This window comes from Pseudomonas sp. BT76 TE3572, from assembly GCF_050435365.1.
Lineage (GTDB): Bacteria > Pseudomonadota > Gammaproteobacteria > Pseudomonadales > Pseudomonadaceae > Aquipseudomonas > Aquipseudomonas fluorescens_W.
This window is the reverse complement of record NZ_JBNDKE010000001.1, coordinates 2,834,411-2,855,910: the sequence shown is the minus strand read 5'-3', so window position 1 is coordinate 2,855,910 and position 21,500 is coordinate 2,834,411. Positions and strand designations below refer to the sequence as shown.

Here is a 21,500-nt window from a genome sequence, read left to right as displayed (position 1 = left end):
TTATCGAATTTTCGGCGAATGTCGTCTTCACAGTATAACCAGATTGCTTGGGGTTATATGGTCAAGTGAAGAAGCGCATACGGTGGATGCCTTGGCAGTCAGAGGCGATGAAAGACGTGGTAGCCTGCGAAAAGCTTCGGGGAGTCGGCAAACAGACTTTGATCCGGAGATGTCTGAATGGGGGAACCCAGCCATCATAAGATGGTTATCTTAAGCTGAATACATAGGCTTAAGAGGCGAACCAGGGGAACTGAAACATCTAAGTACCCTGAGGAAAAGAAATCAACCGAGATTCCCTTAGTAGTGGCGAGCGAACGGGGACTAGCCCTTAAGTGGCTTTGAGATTAGCGGAACGTTCTGGAAAGTACGGCCATAGTGGGTGATAGCCCTGTACGCGAAAATCTCTTAGTCATGAAATCGAGTAGGACGGAGCACGAGAAACTTTGTCTGAATATGGGGGGACCATCCTCCAAGGCTAAATACTACTGACTGACCGATAGTGAACTAGTACCGTGAGGGAAAGGCGAAAAGAACCCCGGAGAGGGGAGTGAAATAGATCCTGAAACCGTATGCGTACAAGCAGTGGGAGCCCACTTTGTTGGGTGACTGCGTACCTTTTGTATAATGGGTCAGCGACTTATTTTCAGTGGCGAGCTTAACCGAATAGGGGAGGCGTAGCGAAAGCGAGTCTTAATAGGGCGTCTAGTCGCTGGGAATAGACCCGAAACCGGGCGATCTATCCATGGGCAGGTTGAAGGTTGGGTAACACTAACTGGAGGACCGAACCGACTACCGTTGAAAAGTTAGCGGATGACCTGTGGATCGGAGTGAAAGGCTAATCAAGCTCGGAGATAGCTGGTTCTCCTCGAAAGCTATTTAGGTAGCGCCTCATGTATCACTGTAGGGGGTAGAGCACTGTTTCGGCTAGGGGGTCATCCCGACTTACCAAACCGATGCAAACTCCGAATACCTACAAGTGCCGAGCATGGGAGACACACGGCGGGTGCTAACGTCCGTCGTGAAAAGGGAAACAACCCAGACCGTCAGCTAAGGTCCCAAAGTTATGGTTAAGTGGGAAACGATGTGGGAAGGCTTAGACAGCTAGGAGGTTGGCTTAGAAGCAGCCACCCTTTAAAGAAAGCGTAATAGCTCACTAGTCGAGTCGGCCTGCGCGGAAGATGTAACGGGGCTCAAACCATACACCGAAGCTACGGGTATCACTTAGGTGATGCGGTAGAGGAGCGTTCTGTAAGCCTGTGAAGGTGAGTTGAGAAGCTCGCTGGAGGTATCAGAAGTGCGAATGCTGACATGAGTAACGACAATGGGTGTGAAAAACACCCACGCCGAAAGACCAAGGTTTCCTGCGCAACGTTAATCGACGCAGGGTTAGTCGGTCCCTAAGGCGAGGCTGAAAAGCGTAGTCGATGGAAAACAGGTTAATATTCCTGTACTTCTGGTTATTGCGATGGAGGGACGGAGAAGGCTAGGCCAGCTTGGCGTTGGTTGTCCAAGTTTAAGGTGGTAGGCTGGAATCTTAGGTAAATCCGGGATTCTAAGGCCGAGAGCTGATGACGAGTTACCCTCTGGGTGACGAAGTGGTTGATGCCATGCTTCCAAGAAAAGCTTCTAAGCTTCAGGTAACCAGGAACCGTACCCCAAACCGACACAGGTGGTTGGGTAGAGAATACCAAGGCGCTTGAGAGAACTCGGGTGAAGGAACTAGGCAAAATGGCACCGTAACTTCGGGAGAAGGTGCGCCGGTGAGGGTGAAGCATTTACTGCGTAAGCCCATGCCGGTCGAAGATACCAGGCCGCTGCGACTGTTTATTAAAAACACAGCACTCTGCAAACACGAAAGTGGACGTATAGGGTGTGACGCCTGCCCGGTGCCGGAAGGTTAATTGATGGGGTTAGCTAACGCGAAGCTCTTGATCGAAGCCCCGGTAAACGGCGGCCGTAACTATAACGGTCCTAAGGTAGCGAAATTCCTTGTCGGGTAAGTTCCGACCTGCACGAATGGCGTAACGATGGCGGCGCTGTCTCCACCCGAGACTCAGTGAAATTGAAATCGCTGTGAAGATGCAGTGTATCCGCGGCTAGACGGAAAGACCCCGTGAACCTTTACTATAGCTTTGCACTGGACTTTGAATTTGCTTGTGTAGGATAGGTGGGAGGCTTTGAAGCGTGGACGCCAGTTCGCGTGGAGCCAACCTTGAAATACCACCCTGGCAACTTTGAGGTTCTAACTCAGGTCCGTTATCCGGATCGAGGACAGTGTATGGTGGGTAGTTTGACTGGGGCGGTCTCCTCCTAAAGAGTAACGGAGGAGTACGAAGGTGCGCTCAGACCGGTCGGAAATCGGTCGTAGAGTATAAAGGCAAAAGCGCGCTTGACTGCGAGACAGACACGTCGAGCAGGTACGAAAGTAGGTCTTAGTGATCCGGTGGTTCTGTATGGAAGGGCCATCGCTCAACGGATAAAAGGTACTCCGGGGATAACAGGCTGATACCGCCCAAGAGTTCATATCGACGGCGGTGTTTGGCACCTCGATGTCGGCTCATCACATCCTGGGGCTGAAGCCGGTCCCAAGGGTATGGCTGTTCGCCATTTAAAGTGGTACGCGAGCTGGGTTTAGAACGTCGTGAGACAGTTCGGTCCCTATCTGCCGTGGACGTTTGAGATTTGAGAGGGGCTGCTCCTAGTACGAGAGGACCGGAGTGGACGAACCTCTGGTGTTCCGGTTGTCACGCCAGTGGCATTGCCGGGTAGCTATGTTCGGAATAGATAACCGCTGAAAGCATCTAAGCGGGAAACTAGCCTCAAGATGAGATCTCACTGGGACCTTGAGTCCCCTGAAGGGCCGTCGAAGACTACGACGTTGATAGGTTGGGTGTGTAAGCGCTGTGAGGCGTTGAGCTAACCAATACTAATTGCCCGTGAGGCTTGACCATATAACACCCAAGCAATTTGCTGACCTGAAAAGGCACCAGATTGCGGTGTGTGAAGACGAAACGAACCGAAAGTTCGAGATACTCACAAAACACCAAATCTATCACTTACCCATTCGCTGGAGCGTGAGCCGTAAGGCAAACGATCTGGCTACCGAATTTCTTGACGACCATAGAGCATTGGAACCACCTGATCCCATCCCGAACTCAGCAGTGAAACGATGCATCGCCGATGGTAGTGTGGGGTTTCCCCATGTGAGAGTAGGTCATCGTCAAGATTAAATTCCGAAACCCCTATCTGCGTATGCAGGTAGGGGTTTTGTTTTGCCCGCAGGAAAGTGGCGTGGCAAACAAGGGACAGTCCATCCGCTGTCCCAGGTTCCAGTAGCATCGTCAATGGAACCACCCGACGATCTACATGGAAAGTCCGTCATTGCTGTGCCTTACTCCAGACACAACTCATGGAGCGACGTCGATGCGGCGTAGAGGCACAAAATTCTGGTTATGGACCAACACGCGGTTGCCCCTCCATACGCATGAAGAGGTGCTCAGCAATGGCCTGCACATCGAGGTGCAAGCACGGGTCAGTCATGAGGGGGTTACACAGGTATTTATAGGCGTCTACGACACTGACGGCTGGGCGATTTGCGAGGAGTTTCATGACCGCTACGCAGGTGAGCATTACTGTGTGGCGTTGAAGTGGGGGGCGCAGCGGGCGAGGGAAGTTGTGGCGGACACGCAGGAATTCGTCGCGCCGCACCGGGTGCAACTGACCTTGAGTCCGGTGATCACCGATGAGTCGGTACTGGCGCTGCGGCAGATGGAAATGACCGAGCGCGAGTCGTTGAAGCTCAGGTCTGACGATGCCTGGATGGAGTACCTCGCCGCCAAGTCGGCCATGTTGATGCTGATGCGCTCAACCAAAGTCGACCCCAAGGACTGGGCCGATCACAAGGATCGGCTCAGGCAGGCCATCGATCGACGAGCCTGCGTACAGCGCGCCTATCTGTGCTGACCCTGTCTCAGATCTGGGAGCGCCGCAGAGTTTCAATCGTTTCGATCAGCTCATCGTAGGACACCGGTTTTCCAATGTGCTGGTTAAAGCCCGATTGCCGTGATTTTTGAATGTCGCTGTGGGCGCCATAGCCGGTCAGTGCAATGGCCGGCACATCTTTGGCCAGCGGCAACTGACGCAATGCGCTCATCAGCTCGTGGCCGTTCATGACCGGCATGCCCAAGTCAGCGATGATCAGGTCGAAACGGGTGCTTTTTGCCGCGTCCAAAGCCGCCACCGGACGGTCGAAGGCAATCACTTGCGCGTCTTCCATTTCCAGCAGCATTTTCAAGGTTTCCAGCACATCGGCGGAATCGTCGACCAGAAGGATCGTCAAACCGCTCAGCCTGCCAGAGGATTCTTCGACCTGAGTCGGGGATTGCGGCTCATCTTTGGTGTGGGCCAAGGGCAGATAAACCGTGAAGGTACAACCCGTTCCCACCCCGGCAGAGTTCACCTCAACCGTTCCCCGTTGGGCCTCGGTCAACTGACGGACCAAGGACAAACCGATCCCCAGACCCTCACGGTTGTGGCTGACGTGCTGCTTTTCAGCCTGGCCGAACAGGTCGAACACGTGATCGAGGTTCTCGGGTGCGATGCCTGTACCGTTGTCTTTGACATCCAGTCGCGCCATGTTTCCAACCTGGCAGGCGATCAATTGCACGCGGCCGTTGGAGGGCGTGAATTTCAGCGCGTTATTCACCAGGTTCCAGATGATCTGCTCCAGGCGCGTCGGGTCGGCATGGACCATCAAGGCGTCTGAAGGCACGTGTAGCTCGACGGTGGCATCGTGTCGGTCGTTGAGCACGACGGCGTGAATATCGCGCAACACACCGGCCAGATCGACAGCAATGGGTTTCAGTTTGAGTTTGCCGGTGCGCACCCGCGCCACATCCAGCAGATCATCGATGATCCGTGCCTGGCTGTTGACGGCGTCGCAGATGGTGTTGACGGCCTTGGCGGCCGGCGCCACCGACTTGGTCACCGGCAAGCGACGCAGCAGTTCTGCATTGAGCTGAATCAGGTTCAAAGGATGCTTGAGTTCGTGGGACATGACCGCGAAGAATTCATCCTTGAGATAGTTGGTGTTGCGCGTTTCGGCCAGTTGTTGGCTCTGTTCTTCATGCTGTCGCTTATGACCGGTCAGGTCGCGGGCGATTTTGACGTAGCCTTTGAGATTGTCGCCGCTAAGCAAGGTCACCTCGCCGCTGCAAAAGAAGCGGTTGCCGTCTTTGCGCACGTGCCAGCGCTCATCTTCGCTGCGGCCATGGGTGCGCACTGACAACAGTTCGTTTTCAGGCACCCCGGACGCACGATCTTCAGGCGAGAAAATGAAGTCGTAATAGGCGCCCTCGGCCTCAGCCTTGCTGTAACCGAAAATCAATTCGGCGCCTTTGTTCCAGGTAGTGATCACGCCCTGCTCATCGAGGGTGATGATGGCGTAGTCGCGAGTGCTTTCGGCGACGAGGCGCATGCGTTCTTCGCCCAGTCGCAGCTCTTCTTCAGCCGCTCGACGTTTGGTGATGTCGATGAACGTCAGCACGGTGCCGTCGATGTGGTCTTCGCTGGAGCGATAGGGCAGCAGGCGGGCGATGTACCAGCGGTTGTCGGTGCTGCTGACTTCGCGCTCGATCATGTTCAGCGATTCGAACACCTGCGCCGCGTCTGCGACCAGGTCCTCGTAATGCAGGCGATGGGTAATGTCGAGCAAGGAGCGCCCGGTATCCACCGGCAACATGCTGAAGATGTCAGTAGCGCGCGGAGTGAACCACTTGATGCGCATGCCACGATCGACAAACACCGTGGCGATGTCGGTGGAAGCGATCAGGTTGGTCAGGTAGTCGTTGATCTTGTCGGTTTCTTCGACTTTGGTTTTCAGCTCGTAGTTGACCGTCAGCAGCTCTTCGTTGATCGACTGCAGCTCTTCCTTGCTGGTCTCCAGTTCTTCGGTGGCCGAGCGCAGTTCTTCGTTGATGGCCTGCATTTCTTCGTTGGAAGCCTTGAGCTCTTCGCTGGAGACTTCCGATTGTTCGATGGTGTCCTGCAAGTGCAGCTTGGTGCGTTGCAGTTCGCGCTCAAGGTTGGACAGCACCTGGCTTTCAGTCTGTAGCACGGTGGTGGCCGCTCGTTCGGCAGGGTCGACCTCGACTTCCTCGAAAATCACCAGGACGTATTCGCCGTCCGATTCTTCATCCTTGTAGGGATGCGCGACCAGATCAATCAGGTAACTGCGTTTATCACGCTTGATCGGGACTTCGCGGGACTTGACCGGCAGGCCGCTCTGCTGGACCTGGAACAGCGTGGTGCGGATTTCCAGGCGCAGTTCCGGAAGAATCAGCGTCAGCAAGTTGCGCGACAATTCACCGCCGACATGACGCAGGAAACGCCCTGCACTCTCGCTCATGTGCAGGATGTCGGCGTTGGCATCGACGATCACGCTCGGTGGTGCGGACTGTTCGAGGGCGCGTTGATGGATATCGCCAAATGACAATTTGCGCGGCGCGCTGCTTTGCGGGACCTGTTGGGACGTGTTGGTCCGCACATAACCCCCACGCGGCATGGTCGGTGTGCGCCGACTGTTGGCCGTGCCGGTCTTGGCGCGGAAGATCCGGTTGCGTTTATCCACCGGGGCGAACAATTCGTGGCACGCGTCCGCGCTCTCGGAAGATCCGAGGAACAGGAAGCCGCCGGGGCGCAGGGCAAAGTGGAACATCTGGAGGATTTCGCGTTGCACCTCGCGATCCAGATAGATCAGCAGGTTGCGGCAAACAATCAGATCGATCTGCGAGAAGGGCGGGTCGGACAACAGGCTGTGTTTGGCGAACAAGACCTTTTCGCGGATTTCCTTGCGGATTCGATAGTGATCGTCTTCCTTGATGAAATAGTGGCGCAGCCGCGAGGGTGGCACATCGGTGATGATCGCTTGTGGATACAGGCCGGCCCGGCCGACGCTGATGGCGCGTTCGTCGATGTCGGTGGCGAACAGCTGCATCGACGCCACGCTGGCGTCCAGTTGCAGTTGATCGTTGAGCAGCATCGCCAGACTGTAGGCTTCTTCACCCGTGGAGCAGCCCGCGGACCAGACCCTGATTTCTTCTTTTTCAGGTTGCGCGGACACGACAGCGCTGACCAGTTGCGGTACGACATCCCGCTCCAGGGCTTCGAAAGCCTCTCTGTCACGGAAGAAGTTGGTCACGCCGATCAGCATGTCGCCCAGCAGTGCCTTGGTTTCTTCGGGATTGTTCTGCAGATACTGGTAATAGGCACTCAGGTCCGACTGGCCGGTCACCTGCATCCGGCGTTCGATCCGGCGCAATACGGTGGCGCGTTTATAGTGTTTGAAGTCATGGCCGGTACCGGTGCGCAACTGAATCAGGATGTCGCGCAGCACTTGTTCGGCAAGTGCCGCGTCACGCTCGGACACCGCTGCAATGGTTTGCAGTTCCGGATCGTTGGCGGTGGGCAAACTGATTTCCCTGGAGTTGCGCCATAGCTCCATTAGCTTTTGCGGCATTTCCACCACGGGCAGCACCAGGTCAACCATGCGGGTTTCGATGGCGGCGCAAGGCATGCCATCGAATTCGGCATCTTCCGGTGCCTGGGCCAGGGTGATGCCACCTTGTTCCTTGATCCGTGACAAGCCAACCGCGCCATCCGAGCCGGTGCCTGACAACACCAGACAGAAGGCGCGCTCGCGGTGCACATCGGCCAGGTCGCGGAAGAACAGATCAATGGACGCGTGGCGACCTTCGCTCGGGTCTGTGGCGCTGACCTCCAGAAAGCCATCGTTCATTGTCAGCCGTTGCGCCGGTGAAATGACGTACACCCGGTTTTTCTGGATGGCCACCGTTTCGGTCACCTGCAGAACCGGCATCTTGGTCGATTCCTGGATGATCTTGTCAGCGATGCTTTGGTGATCGGGGGACAGATGGAGAATGATCACGAACGCCATGCCATTGTCCTGGGGCATGTTTTCAAAGAACAGTTTGATCGCTTGCAGCCCGCCCGCCGACGCACCGATGCCCACCACCGGAAAGTCCAGGGTGCTGGGGCTCAGGGTCTTTCGCTCAGAATCCGTATCCGAGCGCTTGGGTGTGGTGGTCATGACTTCGGCCTTTAGCAGCGACGTAGAGCGTCTTGGTTTCAAGCGACAGAAAGCGCACTTCAATAGATCAGAATAATCCTGTTTTTTGATAACACCTTCAAATATTTAGCGCGTACTAAACGGCATGACTTCTCAAGGGAACGGCACTACTGGCCGATAACCCGAACAGTCATGGTCTTCTTCTTAAACTGCCTGGAAATCTTCGATGCTGTCGTATCACCAAAAGCGTTTTTTGATCGTCGATGATTTCTCGGATTTCCGCAGTTCCGTCAGGTCCATGCTGCGCGAACTGGGCGTCAAGGATGTCGACACCGCCGACTCCGGTGAACAGGCGCTGCGTATGTGTTCGCAGAAGGCCTACGATTTCATCCTGCAGGACTTTCACCTGGGTGACGGCAAGAAGAATGGCCAGCAGGTGCTTGAAGATCTGATGATCGAGAAGCTGATCAGCCATGAGGCCGTGTTCGTCATGGTCACCGCCGAGACCAGTCAGGCGATGGTGCTCAGTGCGTTGGAACACGAACCCGATGCGTACCTGACCAAACCGTTCAACCGTTCCGGCCTGGCTCAACGGCTGGAGCGGCTGGAGCAACGCAAGACCTTGCTCAAGCCGATTCTGCAGGCCCTTGACCGGGGCAAACCGGTTGAAGTGCTCAATGCCTGCATCGCCCTGTGCAAGCAAGACATCCGCTACTCGCCGTTGTGCCTGCGCTACCGCGCCGATGCCTTGCGCGACCTGAATCAGAACGAGGCGCTGGAGCGTCTCTACGACAGCATCATTGCTGATCGGCCTTTGCCGTGGGCGTTTTCCGGCCTGGGCAAATTGCTGTTCAAGCGTGGCCAGGTCGGTCAGGCCAAAGGCGTGTATGAAAAAGCCCTGAAAGTGTTCCCGATGATGCCGGCGCTCTACGACGGCATGGCCGATGTGCTGGTCGCCGAAGGCGACACCAAGGCGGCCCAGAATGTACTGGAAGAGGCGATCCGTTTGTCGCCGCTGGCGGTGCGCCGGCAAGCGCAGTTGGGCAAGTTGGCAATGGCCAACGAAGATTTCGAGACCGCTTCCAAAGCCTATCGTCAGGCGGTGGCGCAGGGCGCGCAGTCACGTTTCAAGGATGCGGAGAGCAATCTTGGCCTGGCCCATGCCTTGATCAGTAAAGGCAGTGAAAAAGGCCTGGATACCCGGACTCGCCTGGAAATCAATACGACGCTGAGTGCGGTGGCCAAGGAAAACCCTGCCGACCCGGGTTTGCAGATTCGTGCGCGATTGATGAAAGCCACCAGCCTGTTGCTCAACGATGCCGAAACCGCCGAGAAGCTCACCGAGCAGGCGATGATGCGCCTCGATGGCATGGAACAGTTCATGAGCGCCGAAGCAGCGCTGCTGGTGGCCAAGCAACTGCAGATGCTCGGGCAGGCCAGCGCCGGTGCCTCGATGTTGAAAAACTGCGCGGAAATCTACGGCGACGACCCGACGGTGATGAAGGGCATCGCCAAGTTGACCGACGATCCGACCATTCTCAACTCCGGCAACGCCGCTGCGGACCTCAACCGTCAGGGCGTGCGGGTGTACAAGACCGGTGACCTGGTGGAGGCGCGGCAGGTGTTCCGCAAAGCCCTGGCGCTGCAACCCAAGAACATCAGTATCGCGCTGAACATGGCGCAGTCGCTGCTGCATGGCACCGACACCAGTGTCCCTTCGGCGGAGCTGGAGGAATGTCGGACGTGCCTGAAGATGGTCGGCCTGATGCCCGACACCGATGCACGTTTTCCCCGTTATCAGAAGTTGCGAAGCAAGGCGTTTGGCAAATGAACGACAGCGAACAGGCACTCGATTTTTCCACGGTGATTGCCTCCACCGTGCACGACATGAAGAACTCCCTGGCGATGCTGATGCAGGCCCACAGCCAATGGTTGGCGCGCTTGCCGGATCCGCAGCAGCATACCCCGGAGCAGGGTGTGATCGAATTCGAGTTCGCGCATCTCAATGGCATGCTGGTGCAATTGCTGGGGCTGTACAAACTCGGCGTCAACCAGATGCCGTTGCAGCCGGCCTACCATGAGCTGGATGACTTCATCGAAGCGCAATTGGCCTGTCACCAGGACGTGTTTGCCAGTCGCGGCATCATGGCGACCTATGAAGTGGACCCGTTGAGCCCTCTGGGTTTCTTCGACCGGGAACTGATTGCGTCGGTCCTGGGCAACAGCATCAACAACGCCATTCGTTACGCCCGCCACGCGGTGTTGATCAGCGTCAGCGATGAAGCCGGGCAACTGGTGCTGACCGTCAACGACGATGGCGAGGGTTATCCACCCGAGATGATCGAGCGTCAGGCCGATTACGTGCAGGGCATCAACCACAGCAGCGGAAGCACAGGCCTGGGCCTGTACTTTGCCGGGCGGATTGCCGCACTCCATCAACGCAATGGCGTGGGCGGACGCACCGAAATCAGCAATGGCGGCCCGCTGGGCGGCGGGGTGTTCAGCCTCTATCTGCCCTGACCGGTTCTTTTTGTTGGCCGCTGCTTGATATTCCGAACAGGCGGAGCCTATTTTGTACGGTCGCCGTTCGCGGCTCGCACAACAACAAAGGATTGCGTCATGACAACCGATGGCCATCGCTCACTCGCACAGCGATTGACGGGCATTGATGAGATTGAATGTGTCACGCCGGATTTGAATGGCGTGCCCCGTGGCAAGGTAATGACCGCCGAAGGCTTTCTCGAGGGGCGGCGTTTGCAGATGGCGCGGGGAGTGCTGCTGCAATGCATCATGGGCGGATATCCGCCAGCGCGCTTTTACGGCAGCGATGATGGCGACCTGGCGCTGGTGCCCGACCCTGCACAGATCCATCGCTTGCCGTGGAGCAAGCAGCCGCGAGCCTTGGCCATTTGCGATGCGGACGAGCTGACCGGTGGAAGCTCGCCGCTGTCGACCCGCGGCCAGCTCAAAGCCGTGATCGCGCGTTACGCGGCGCTCGGCCTGGCGCCGGTGGTGGCGACCGAGCTGGAGTTTTTTGTGTTTGCGCCCAACACCGACCCGACTCAACCGTTCCAGCCGCCGCTGGGCCTGGACGGTCGTCGCGAGGACGGTCAATCGGCCTTCAGTATCAGTTCCAATAATGGTTTGCGGCCGTTCTTCAGTGAGGTCTACGCCTGCATGGCGGCCCTGGGCTTGCCGCGCGATACCTTCATGCACGAGATGGGCGTCAGCCAGTTCGAGATCAACCTGCTGCACGGCGACCCGCTTCTGCTGGCCGACCAGACACTCCTGTTCAAACATCTGCTTAAAGAAGTCGCGCTCAAGCATGGCCTGACCGTGGTTTGCATGGCCAAGCCGCTGGCGCACACGCCGGGCAGTTCGATGCATATTCACCAGAGCATCATCGAGATCGGCAGCGGGCGTAACGTGTTCAGCGACAAGGCGGGTGAGCCGACCGCGACCTTCCGTCATTTCATCGCGGGTCAGCAGGCCGGCATGGCGGATTTCACGGCGTTATTCGCACCGAACGTGAACTCGTATCAGCGCTTGTGCCATCCGTATGCATCACCGAATAATGCCTGCTGGTCCTACGACAACCGTGCAGCCGGATTGCGTATTCCAGCCAGTTCGCCCGCCGCTCGTCGGGTCGAAAACCGCTTGCCGGGGGCTGATGCAAATCCTTACCTGGCGATCGCCGCCAGCCTTGCCTCAGGGTTGTATGGCATTGAACACAAACTGGAGCCGAGCGAGCCGATCCAGGGCGAATTTGAAGTGCCGGACAATCTTTCGTTGCCGTGTACCTTGCATGCGGCTCTTGAGCGTCTGAAACGTAGTCAATTGGCGAAGGAACTGTTTGGCAAGGAATTCATCGAAGGCTACGTCGCCTCGAAGACCATGGAGTTGACCAGCTTCTTTGATGAAATTACTCCCTGGGAACGGCGTGTTTTAGCGGCCCAGGCCTGACGATCCGTCGACATCAGGCTATCGTTTGTCGGTAGCCTGAAACTCACTGCAAGGAGCCGCTCGGAACGCCGATGCGCCAAATCTGGAAACCCTTTCGAGCGCTATATTTTGCCTCGCTGATGATGTTGATCGGCTCTGGCCTGTTGAGTACTTACCTGGCCTTGCGCCTGGCCGCCGACCACGTCGACAGCCTGTGGGTCGGTGCGTTGATGGCAGCCAACTATTGCGGCCTGGTGCTGGGTGGCAAGATCGGCCACCGGCTGATAGCCCGGGTCGGGCACATTCGCGCCTATTCGGCCTGCGCCGGGATTGTCGGTGCGGCGGTGCTGGGCCATGGCCTGGTGGACTGGTTGCCTGCCTGGATCTTCCTGCGGGTCATCGTCGGCCTCGGCATGATGTGCCAATACATGGTCATCGAAAGCTGGCTCAATGAGCAGGCCGAAGCCTCGCAGCGCGGGACGGTGTTCAGTGGCTACATGATCGCCTCGTACCTGGGGCTGGTGCTGGGTCAGTTGATTCTGGTCATGCACCCGGGCCTGGGCCTTGAGCTGCTGATGCTGGTCGCCTTGTGCTTCGCGCTGTGCCTGGTGCCGGTGGCCCTGACTCGCCGGATTCACCCGGCACCGTTGCACCCGGCCCCGATGGAGCCGCGCTTCTTCATCAAGCGCGTGCCGCAGTCGTTGAGCACGGTGCTGGGGGCGGGACTGATCATTGGTTCGTTCTATGGTCTGGCACCGCTGTATGCCTCACAGCAGGGGTTGTCCACGGAGCAGGTCGGTCTGTTCATGGGTAGCTGCATTTTTGCCGGCTTGCTGGTGCAGTGGCCGCTGGGCTGGCTGTCCGACCGTTATGACCGGGCGCTGTTGATCCGCTGTTTTGCGCTGGTCCTGGCGCTTACCGCGTTGCCGCTGGCAATCATGCAACAGGTACCGCTGGAGATTTTGTTTATCACCGGGTTCTGCTGTTCGCTGGTGATGTTCTGTCTGTATCCGCTGGCGGTGGCGTTCTCCAACGACCACGTCGAGGGTGATCGTCGGGTGTCCCTGACAGCGATGCTGTTGGTGACCTACGGTGTCGGCGCCAGTATCGGGCCGCTGGTGGCCGGGGTGCTGATGAAACTGTTCGGCAGCCACATGCTCTATGCCTTCTTCAGTTTCTTCGCGTTGGTGCTGGTGTGGCGAATTCGCCCGAAAGCGGTGACCAACCTGCATCAGGTCGACGATGCACCGCTGCATCACGTCGCCATGCCGGACAGTATGTCGAGTTCGCCGTTGGTGGCTTGCCTTGACCCGCGGGTCGATGAGCAGGTGGTGCAAGACCAGATGCAGAACCCGATCAACCCTGAGCCGGACCCGGAACCTGAATCGGAGCCCGAAACCGATCCGCCGCCCGAAGATCCTGATGCACCTCGCGAACCAAGTTTTACCGAGGCCAGGCCTTAAATCCAACGCATAAAAAAACGGGCAGTCACCGCAAGGGACTGCCCGTTTTCTATTGAAGCGTCTTATTACATGTCGTCTTTGTCGAAGCGCCGCGCTTCGCGCTGAAGCTGATAGACGAACCGCTCGACCTGCCGCTGCACCAGCCCGCTCATGTTGTGAAAGCGTACGCCGGCGAAGGTGGTGGAGATTCTTTCTTCGAAGTGCAGGTAACGCAGCTCGACGGGGGCCGTCATGTTGCCAAAGGGCAGGGCGGCGATGAAGCGGTCATAAACCTGGCCCAGTTGCAGGCTGCCCGTGATGTCGCCTTCGAAGCGTAATTTGCAACCGGTGGCGGAGATGTCCAATAGCTTGCCGCTGATCGGCGACTTGAGCTTTTCACCACCCAGATCGACGTTGACCAGTTGTGCCAGCTTCAATGCTGCGCGGAATGCATTACGACGCTGGTGGTAAACCACCTCGGAGGGCAGGGCGCCACGGTAGCAGCGACCGCCACCGGATTCGTCGATGGTCAGCGGGCCGTTGCTTTCCCAGGCAATGCGCACGCCGTCATGAAAGCCTTCGACCTTGAACGGTTCGCCGGCGAGCAGGAAGCGTTCACCATCGCGGGGAATCATTTCGTCCAGGGCAATCATGTTGCTGTCACGGTCAAGGTCCACCAGATAACTCTGGAAGCGCTGGCTGCGCTCATGGAACGTGATGATCAGCGGATCATGGCTGTCTTGCAGCTGGCGCAGGTTGCCGGAGATCTCCAACGGCGTGGTGAGCACCTTGGGTGGCTGCGGAGCATCATCCGCGCTTAAGGCATTGAACACGGTTCATCAATCTCCAGACAAAATATGACTACGGCTGGCCAGCATATTGCCAGTATGTTACGCGTCTTGATAGTGCGCGCTTTGCAGCAGGCTCAAGCCTGACTGAGCGGGCGTGGCTTCGCAAGCATGGAGGTTGATCCGCGTGCATCGTAGAGCGCTGGTGGCTCGCCGCCGTTGAGGATTTTCAGCTGATTGGCCGTCGCGGCCTGTTGCACCAGGATTGACTGGCCATTCTTGACGTTGGCCGCCTGGCACTGAGCCAGAAGATCGGTCAATACATCGCTCTGCTCCAACAGCTGATTGCCAATGCTCGAATGGCTGGCAAGTTGCTCCAGGCCGTTGCGATTGGTCGGCAGGTTGAGGCTGGCGAGGATTTCACTGCGCTTGCGGCCATGCTGATCGAGCAAAATGATCAATGCCTGTTTCTGCGCCAGAATTTCTTCGAGCAGTGGCATGTCGCGACCGTGCAAGGCGAGGGACTCGGTCTGCAGTAACTCCAGCAAGTGCTGTGCTGGAGCGAAATCGTCGGTGATCAGTTGCAGTAAATTAGTGTCGTGCATGGCTGGCCTTGGGTTTTAAGCGTCCAAAAGCCTGGCGCAGGCCTTGGCCTAGCGCTGGGCTTCGAAGTTGAGCAGTTTGCTGGCTACACGGTTGCTGTCGACTTTATAGCTGCCATCGGCAATCGCTGCTTTCAACTCGGCCACGCGGGCGTTGTCGACGGCAGGCTGATCACGCAGCTTGTCAGTGACCTTCTGCAACTGTTGAGCCTCATTGCTGAGATGTACTGATTCCCCGCTTTTGACGGTACTGGCCTGTTCGGCCGGGGTATTCAGCGGTGCGGGTTTACCGGCTTCGACGGTTTCCTTCGCGGTGCTGGTACGTGTACTACCGGTAAGTGACGAGGAACTGTTTAAACGGCTGAAATCGATGACCATGACAAAAAAACCTCTGGGTATTTGGACGCTTGCCATGTTTTCGGCCATACCCGGGAAAACTTTAGGCCCAATTATCAATGAGCTTGCGCGCGTCAGCGCTTGCCCTGCATAGGGCACAGTCTAGGGAACAGTCGAGTGGCGCGCCACTTCTTCACAAGCAGAGAGTTCTACATGGCCACTTCCACCTGGCCGGGCGCGATGACTTGCGCCTTGATGACCCGTTGGGAATTGAGGTTTTTCACCCGAATCTGTTCGCGCATACCGCCGTTGGACAGCGCTTCACCCGGCATGCGCACGCTGAGCGTTCCACTGCGGGCGGTAATCACCACCTGGTCGCCCTTGCTGATGACTTCTGCCTGTTCCATGTGCACCAGGGTCATGACCTGATCGGCGACCATTGGTCGGGTAAGTTTTTGCCCGATCGCCTGATCGACGGAAGTCAGGTAACCCTGGCTGATCAGGCTGATGTCACGCTCGCGCAGGGTCACATCCTGAGGTTCGACGATACCGGCGCGTCGCAGCGGGCGGGTGGTGGTCACAATGTCGCGAAACAGGCGCACTTGCGCGGGTACGAAGACTGTCCAGGGTGACGCGCCCTCGCAGCGCACCTTGACTGTAACGCGCCCCAGCGGCGTGGCCGGGCTCTCCAGGGACGCTGTCAATTCCTTGTCGCACATGGGCATGCGCAGCCGCGGATCGAGCTGCTTGACCTCGATCTCGTAACGGCCTTCCGTTTGACTGGTTGCCAGATAGTCCTCTACGGTGAATTCAAGAAAGCCCTGAGTGACGCCGATAAGCATGTCAGGCAAGGTAACCGCGTCAGCAAGGGCAGGGCAGCCAGCGTTGAACAGGCAGACGGCCGACACCGCGCAAAGCAATTTGCGGGCGATTGATGTCAGGCGTCGGAAAAATGTCGGTTCTGTGTTCATAAGAGTTAAAAAGCAAGCGCCGTGCCGTTTAGTGATGAATGCGCGTCGCAACACACTTAAGCGTTGGTGTAGGAGTCTGTGCATGGCTGGGGTAATGGATTCGGTAAACCAGCGCACGCAACTGGTAGGGCAAAATCGCCTTGAACTGTTGTTGTTCCGTCTCGACGGCCAACAGCTGTATGGGATCAACGTGTTCAAGGTTCGGGAGGTGCTGCAATGCCCCAAACTGACGCTGATGCCAAAATCCAGTCCTGTCGTGTGCGGTGTGGCAAATATTCGGGGGGCGACCATTCCGATTCTTGATCTGGCCATGGCGACCGGTTCCGGTGCGCTGAAAGATCAAAGCAATCCCTTCGTGATCATTACGGAGTACAACACCAAGACCCAGGGTTTCCTGGTGCGGTCGGTGGAACGCATCGTCAACATGAATTGGGAGGAGATTCATCCACCACCCAAGGGCACGGGACGCGATCATTACCTGACGGCTGTGACTCGGGTCGACAATCAGTTAGTCGAAATCATCGACGTCGAGAAGGTGCTGGCAGAAGTGGCGCCGACACCGGAAGCGATTTCCGTTGGCGTGGTGGATGTCGACACCCAGCACAAGGCGCTCTCTTTGCGAGTACTGACGGTCGATGACTCGTCGGTGGCGCGCAAGCAGGTGACCCGTTGCCTGCAGACGGTCGGTGTCGAAGTGGTGGCGTTGAACGACGGTCGGCAAGCGCTGGATTACCTGCGCAAGCTGGTCGACGAGGGCAAGAAGCCGGAAGAAGAGTTCCTGATGATGATTTCCGACATCGAGATGCCGGAGATGGACGGGTACACCCTCACGGCCGAGATCCGCAACGACCCTCGCATGCAAAAGCTTCACATCATCCTGCATACTTCGTTATCGGGTGTATTCAATCAGGCGATGGTCAAGAAAGTCGGTGCCGATGACTTCCTTGCCAAATTCCGTCCTGATGACCTGGCATCCCGGGTAGTCAACCGGATCAAAGCAGCAGACATCAGCTAGGGGCCTTTTGCCCCTGGCGGTTTATACGATTTAAGAGGCGGCATCTTTGTCTACGGGTAATTTGGATTTCGAACAGTTCCGGGTCTTCCTGGAAAAAGCCTGTGGCATTTTGCTCGGTGAAAACAAGCAGTACCTGGTCTCGAGCCGTCTCAACAAACTGATGGAACAGCAAGGCATCAAGTCCCTGGGTGAGCTGGTCCAGCGCATCCAGACCCAGCCTCGCAGCGGTTTGCGCGAGATGGTGGTGGATGCCATGACCACCAACGAAACCCTGTGGTTTCGTGACACCTATCCGTTTGAAGTCTTGAAGAACAAGGTGCTGCCGGCAGCGATCAAGGCCGCCCCTGGCCAGCGTCTGCGGATCTGGTCGGCGGCCTGTTCATCGGGGCAGGAACCGTATTCGCTTTCGATGTCGATCGATGAGTTCGAGCGCGTGAACATGGGCCAGTTGAAGATGGGGGTGCAGATCGTTGCCACCGACCTGTCCGGCACCATGCTGACCAACTGCAAGACCGGCGAGTACGACAGCCTGGCCATCGGCCGTGGCCTGTCGCCCGAGCGCCTTCAACGTTACTTCGACCCGAAAGGGCCGGGGCGTTGGGCTATCAAGGCACCGATCAAGAGCCGGGTGGAGTTTCGCTCGTTCAACCTGCTGGACAGCTACGCGAGCCTCGGCAAGTTCGACATCGTGTTCTGCCGCAACGTGCTGATCTACTTCTCTGCCGAGGTGAAGAAGGACATCCTGTTGCGCATTCACAGCACGTTGAAACCAGGCGGTTATCTGTTCCTCGGTGCTTCCGAGGCGCTGAACGGTTTGCCGGATCATTACCAGATGGTCCAGTGCAGCCCGGGGATCATTTACCAGGCGAAGTGATTGGTTAGCGGCACACAAAAAACGGGAGTCCTCAGGGGCTCCCGTTTTTTTATGCCTGATGATTTCCCAGCCCCACTAACAAAACCCTTGTAGGAGTGGTGGTGTTCTTGCAGGGGTGATAGCGGCAGAAAAGCGGCAGGCGGCGGAAATCTGTTGCCGCTTTTCTGGCATTGCCACATTGCCACTGCCCGCAAAGCCCCGGTTTACGGGCTTTTTTTGAATTGGCACGACGCTTGCTGTGTCCATGTTACGAAAAATCAGGTCAGCCGAAGGTTTCCGACATGAGCATCAGTTTCGATAAAGCGCTCGGTATCCACGAACAAGCCCTGGGCTTCCGCGCTCAGCGCGCCGAAGTCCTGGCCAACAACATCGCCAACGCCGACACCCCGAACTACAAGGCTCGGGATCTGGACTTCTCGAAAGTGCTTGCCGAGCAGAACGAAAAGACCAAGAGCGGCACTTTCGCCTTGAACATGACCAACAGCCGTCATATCGAAGCCGAAGGCCTGGGCAATGGCGACGAATCGCTGCTGTATCGCACGCCGATGCAACCGTCGATCGACCAGAACACCGTGGACGCCCAGCTTGAACAGTCGAACTACGCGGAAAACGCGGTCAACTTCCAGGCCAGCTTCACCCTGCTCAACAGCAAATTCAAAGGGCTGGTGTCAGCCCTGCGCGGAGAGTAAGCCATGTCTCTATCCAGTGTTTTCAACATTGCCGGTAGCGGCATGAGTGCCCAGACCACTCGCTTGAACACCGTCGCCAGTAACATCGCCAACGCCGAGACCGTCTCGTCGAGCATCGACCAGACCTACCGTGCACGGCACCCGGTTTTCGCCACCATGTTCCAGGGCGGCCAGAGCGGCGGCAGCGATTCGCTGTTCCAGAACCAGGATGCGGCCGGTCAAGGCGTGCAAGTGCTGGGCGTGGTCGAAGACCAGAGCAACCTTGAAGCGCGCTATGAGCCGAACCATCCGGCGGCCGACGCCAAAGGCTACGTCTACTACCCGAACGTCAACGTGGTGGAAGAAATGGCTGACATGATTTCCGCGAGCCGTTCGTTCCAGACCAACGCCGAAATGATGAACACCGCCAAAACCATGATGCAAAAGGTCCTGACCCTGGGTCAGTGATAAGGGGCGACTCAGATGAGTGTTACCGATACCACGAGTGGCATTAGCCTCAAGGACATCCTGGCCAACTCCTCGATCAAGACCAACACCAGTGCCGATGGCCTGGCGGCGGCAACGAACAGCGCCACCGGCAGCAAGGCCCTGGGCAAGGATGCGTTCCTGCAGTTGCTGGTCACGCAACTGAAAAACCAGAACCCGCTGGAACCGCAGGACAACGGCGCGTTCGTCGCCCAGTTGGCCCAGTTCAGTAGCCTGGAAGGCATCACCTCGCTCAACACCACCGTGAGTGGCCTGGCCAGCAACTACAACTCGTCCCAGGCGTTGCAGGCGTCGTCGCTGGTCGGGCGTTCGGTTATTGCACCGGGCAGCAAGGCTGTGGTCGATACCTCCAAGAGTTTCAGCGGCACCATTGCCGTACCGGCGTCGGTGGACCCGGTCAAGGTCAATATCACCAATGCCGATGGCAAGGTCGTCCGCACCATCGACCTGGGCAGCGAGGTCGCCGGTACTTCGACTTTCATCTGGGACGGCAAAAACGATGCAGGCGAAGTGGCCACGGCGGGTACCTATACCTTTGGCGCTACGGCGACCTACGACGGCAAGGCGACCTCGCTGGTGACGTACCTGCCGGCCACCGTCAACAGCGTGACCATCAGCCAGACCGGCGGTGAGTTGATGCTCAACCTGGCCGGGGCGGGCAGCATCGCCCTGTCCAAAGTACAAACTATTGGTATGTAGAGCCGACTAACACGGCACAAAGGAGTGGAATATGTCTTTCAATATCGGCCTTAGCGGTCTCTATGCAGCCAACAAACAACTGGACGTGACCGGTAACAACATCGCCAACGTCGCGACCACCGGTTTCAAATCGTCCCGTGCGGAATTCGAAGACGTTTACTCGGCCACCAAGCTGGGTTCCGGCAGCAAAACCATCGGTAACGGCGTGCGCCTGGCCAACGTTTCCCAGCAGTTCACCCAGGGCGACGTCAACAACACCGGCAACGTGCTGGACATGGGGATCAACGGTTCCGGCTTCTTCGTGTTGAGCGAGAACGGTTCGATGTCCTACACCCGTGCCGGTACGTTCAAGGTCGACAAGGACGGTTACGTCACCAATAGCGATGGCTCTGCGCGTCTGCAGGGTTATGGCGTGGACGCCAATGGCAAGATCCTCAATGGTGTATTGACTGACCTGCGCATCGATACGTCGAACCTGGCGCCAAAAAACACCTCCACGGTGTCGTCGACGATCAACCTGAACTCCACAGCGACCATCATCGACCAGACTATCAATCCGTTTGACCCGTCCAAGGAAGCGTCCTTCACCAAGCAGTTCAGTACCCCGATTTACGATACCCAGGGTAACCAGCACATCATGGATCAATACATGGTCAAGACTGCTGACAACACCTGGAAGACCTACACCCTGATCGAGGGGCGCAACCCGGATGGCAGCGACCCGACGCTTACGCCTCCTGTCGCTTCGACCATGGCGTTCGATTCGTCAGGCAATCTGGTTTCCGTCACCACTCCAGCCGTCCCTTTGCCGATTGTCAGCCCTGACCTGAAAGTCACGGGCTGGGTTCCGGGTACCGTGACCAATGGCGTGTGGACAGCCAACGGCGCTGCCTCCGGTGTCGTTACGGTCTCCATGGACAAGACCACGCAGTACAACGCTGACACCGCGCGTTCGATTCCTACGCAGAACGGCTACGCCACCGGCCAGATCACCAACCTGACTATCGACACCAGTGGTGTCATGCTGGCCAACTTCAGCAACAGCCAGACCAAGCCCATCGGCCAGATCTCGCTCGCCAGCTTCACCAACGAACAAGGTTTGCAAGCGATAGGCGGCACCAGTTGGAAAGAAACCTACGCGTCGGGTATCCCGGGCTACGATGCGGCGAACACCGGTACTTTGGGCGAGATCAACTCCAACTCCCTGGAAGAGTCCAACGTCAACCTGACCAATGAACTGGTCGACCTGATCAAGGCGCAGAGCAACTACCAGGCGAACGCCAAGACCATCTCGACCCAGAGCACCATCATGCAGACCATCATTCAGATGACCTGATGCGGGTTGGCGGATAGCGCTGCAAAAAGAGCCCCTCGCAAGAGGGGCTTTTTTATGGCCGACAATAAGACCGCAGCCTCGTTTCACTCGACAGCTGCTACAGGAAATAGCGTTCCCCGTAGCAGCTGTCGAGTGAAACGAGGCTGCGATCTTGCAGGCAAAAGAAAACCCCCGACAATCCAGAGGACCGATCGGGGGTTATCCAGGTAAGCGCCTTGCGGCGCCTACCGGCTC

At 57.4% G+C, this 21,500-nt stretch carries 16 protein-coding genes and 2 rRNA genes; 13 read left to right on the top strand and 5 right to left on the bottom strand.

Annotated elements, in window-relative coordinates; genetic code table 11:
- Positions 1-59: 59 nt before the first annotated feature.
- From ABH912_RS13110 to ABH912_RS13100, 3 genes are all read left to right on the top strand, one after another.
- Positions 60-2,951, top strand: a 23S ribosomal RNA gene (locus ABH912_RS13110).
- Positions 2,952-3,110: 159 nt separating this feature from the next.
- Positions 3,111-3,226, top strand: a 5S ribosomal RNA gene (gene rrf / locus ABH912_RS13105).
- Positions 3,227-3,423: 197 nt separating this feature from the next.
- Positions 3,424-3,963 carry a hypothetical protein gene (locus tag ABH912_RS13100; RefSeq protein ID WP_429510848.1) on the top strand — a complete coding sequence of 180 codons (540 nt, stop codon included), beginning with the start codon at positions 3,424-3,426 and terminating at the stop codon, positions 3,961-3,963.
- Between the two features lie 7 nt (positions 3,964-3,970).
- Here the strand turns inward: ABH912_RS13100 and ABH912_RS13095 are convergent, their stop codons facing one another.
- Entirely contained in the window at positions 3,971-8,107 is a 4,137-nt protein-coding gene (locus ABH912_RS13095) for a CheR family methyltransferase (RefSeq protein ID WP_429510847.1), read from the bottom strand.
- 205 nt (positions 8,108-8,312) lie between these two features.
- Between ABH912_RS13095 and ABH912_RS13090 the strand changes: the two genes are divergently transcribed.
- The 4 genes from ABH912_RS13090 (at position 8,313) to ABH912_RS13075 (ending at position 13,491) form a co-directional block, all read left to right on the top strand.
- Positions 8,313-9,917 carry a response regulator gene (locus tag ABH912_RS13090; RefSeq protein ID WP_429510845.1) on the top strand — a complete coding sequence of 535 codons (1,605 nt, stop codon included), beginning with the start codon at positions 8,313-8,315 and terminating at the stop codon, positions 9,915-9,917.
- Positions 9,914-10,606, top strand: coding sequence for a sensor histidine kinase (locus ABH912_RS13085; protein ID WP_223432461.1), 693 nt, complete (start codon positions 9,914-9,916; stop codon positions 10,604-10,606). Before ABH912_RS13090 ends, ABH912_RS13085 begins: the two co-directional genes overlap by 4 nt.
- A gap of 201 nt (positions 10,607-10,807) precedes the next feature.
- Complete coding sequence (locus ABH912_RS13080; RefSeq protein ID WP_429513098.1) at positions 10,808-12,049, top strand: glutamine synthetase family protein; 1,242 nt, start codon at positions 10,808-10,810, stop codon at positions 12,047-12,049.
- A gap of 71 nt (positions 12,050-12,120) precedes the next feature.
- Entirely contained in the window at positions 12,121-13,491 is a 1,371-nt protein-coding gene (locus ABH912_RS13075; protein ID WP_033055233.1) for an MFS transporter, read from the top strand.
- Between the two features lie 65 nt (positions 13,492-13,556).
- Here ABH912_RS13075 and ABH912_RS13070 read toward each other — a convergent pair whose 3' ends face one another.
- The 4 genes from ABH912_RS13070 to flgA all read right to left on the bottom strand — a co-directional run bounded on the left by ABH912_RS13070 (position 13,557) and on the right by flgA (position 16,167).
- Entirely contained in the window at positions 13,557-14,303 is a 747-nt protein-coding gene (locus tag ABH912_RS13070) for a flagellar brake protein (RefSeq protein ID WP_033055234.1), read from the bottom strand.
- 92 nt (positions 14,304-14,395) lie between these two features.
- Positions 14,396-14,863 carry a flagella synthesis protein FlgN gene (locus ABH912_RS13065; protein WP_033055235.1) on the bottom strand — a complete coding sequence of 156 codons (468 nt, stop codon included), beginning with the start codon at positions 14,861-14,863 and terminating at the stop codon, positions 14,396-14,398.
- Between the two features lie 48 nt (positions 14,864-14,911).
- Positions 14,912-15,238 (bottom strand): flagellar biosynthesis anti-sigma factor FlgM, encoded by a 327-nt coding sequence (gene flgM, locus ABH912_RS13060; RefSeq protein ID WP_033055236.1) that lies wholly within the window; start codon positions 15,236-15,238, stop codon positions 14,912-14,914.
- A 167-nt stretch (positions 15,239-15,405) separates the two neighbouring features.
- Positions 15,406-16,167 (bottom strand): flagellar basal body P-ring formation chaperone FlgA, encoded by a 762-nt coding sequence (gene flgA / locus ABH912_RS13055; RefSeq protein ID WP_033055237.1) that lies wholly within the window; start codon positions 16,165-16,167, stop codon positions 15,406-15,408.
- A gap of 82 nt (positions 16,168-16,249) precedes the next feature.
- Between flgA and ABH912_RS13050 the strand changes: the two genes are divergently transcribed.
- The 6 genes from ABH912_RS13050 (at position 16,250) to flgE (ending at position 21,266) form a co-directional block, all read left to right on the top strand.
- Positions 16,250-17,182, top strand: a complete 933-nt coding sequence (locus tag ABH912_RS13050) for a chemotaxis protein CheV (protein ID WP_033055238.1) — start codon at positions 16,250-16,252, stop codon at positions 17,180-17,182.
- A gap of 46 nt (positions 17,183-17,228) precedes the next feature.
- Complete coding sequence (cheR, locus tag ABH912_RS13045; RefSeq protein WP_008147958.1) at positions 17,229-18,056, top strand: protein-glutamate O-methyltransferase CheR; 828 nt, start codon at positions 17,229-17,231, stop codon at positions 18,054-18,056.
- A 281-nt stretch (positions 18,057-18,337) separates the two neighbouring features.
- The gene (gene flgB, locus ABH912_RS13040; RefSeq protein ID WP_007980125.1) at positions 18,338-18,745 is read left to right on the top strand and encodes a flagellar basal body rod protein FlgB; all 408 of its coding nucleotides are present in this window, start codon (positions 18,338-18,340) and stop codon (positions 18,743-18,745) included.
- A gap of 3 nt (positions 18,746-18,748) precedes the next feature.
- Positions 18,749-19,192, top strand: coding sequence for a flagellar basal body rod protein FlgC (gene flgC / locus ABH912_RS13035; RefSeq protein WP_007937507.1), 444 nt, complete (start codon positions 18,749-18,751; stop codon positions 19,190-19,192).
- A gap of 15 nt (positions 19,193-19,207) precedes the next feature.
- Positions 19,208-19,930, top strand: coding sequence for a flagellar hook assembly protein FlgD (flgD, locus tag ABH912_RS13030; protein ID WP_033055239.1), 723 nt, complete (start codon positions 19,208-19,210; stop codon positions 19,928-19,930).
- Positions 19,931-19,961: 31 nt separating this feature from the next.
- Positions 19,962-21,266 carry a flagellar hook protein FlgE gene (gene flgE / locus ABH912_RS13025; RefSeq protein ID WP_429510844.1) on the top strand — a complete coding sequence of 435 codons (1,305 nt, stop codon included), beginning with the start codon at positions 19,962-19,964 and terminating at the stop codon, positions 21,264-21,266.
- Positions 21,267-21,500: the final 234 nt, after the last annotated feature.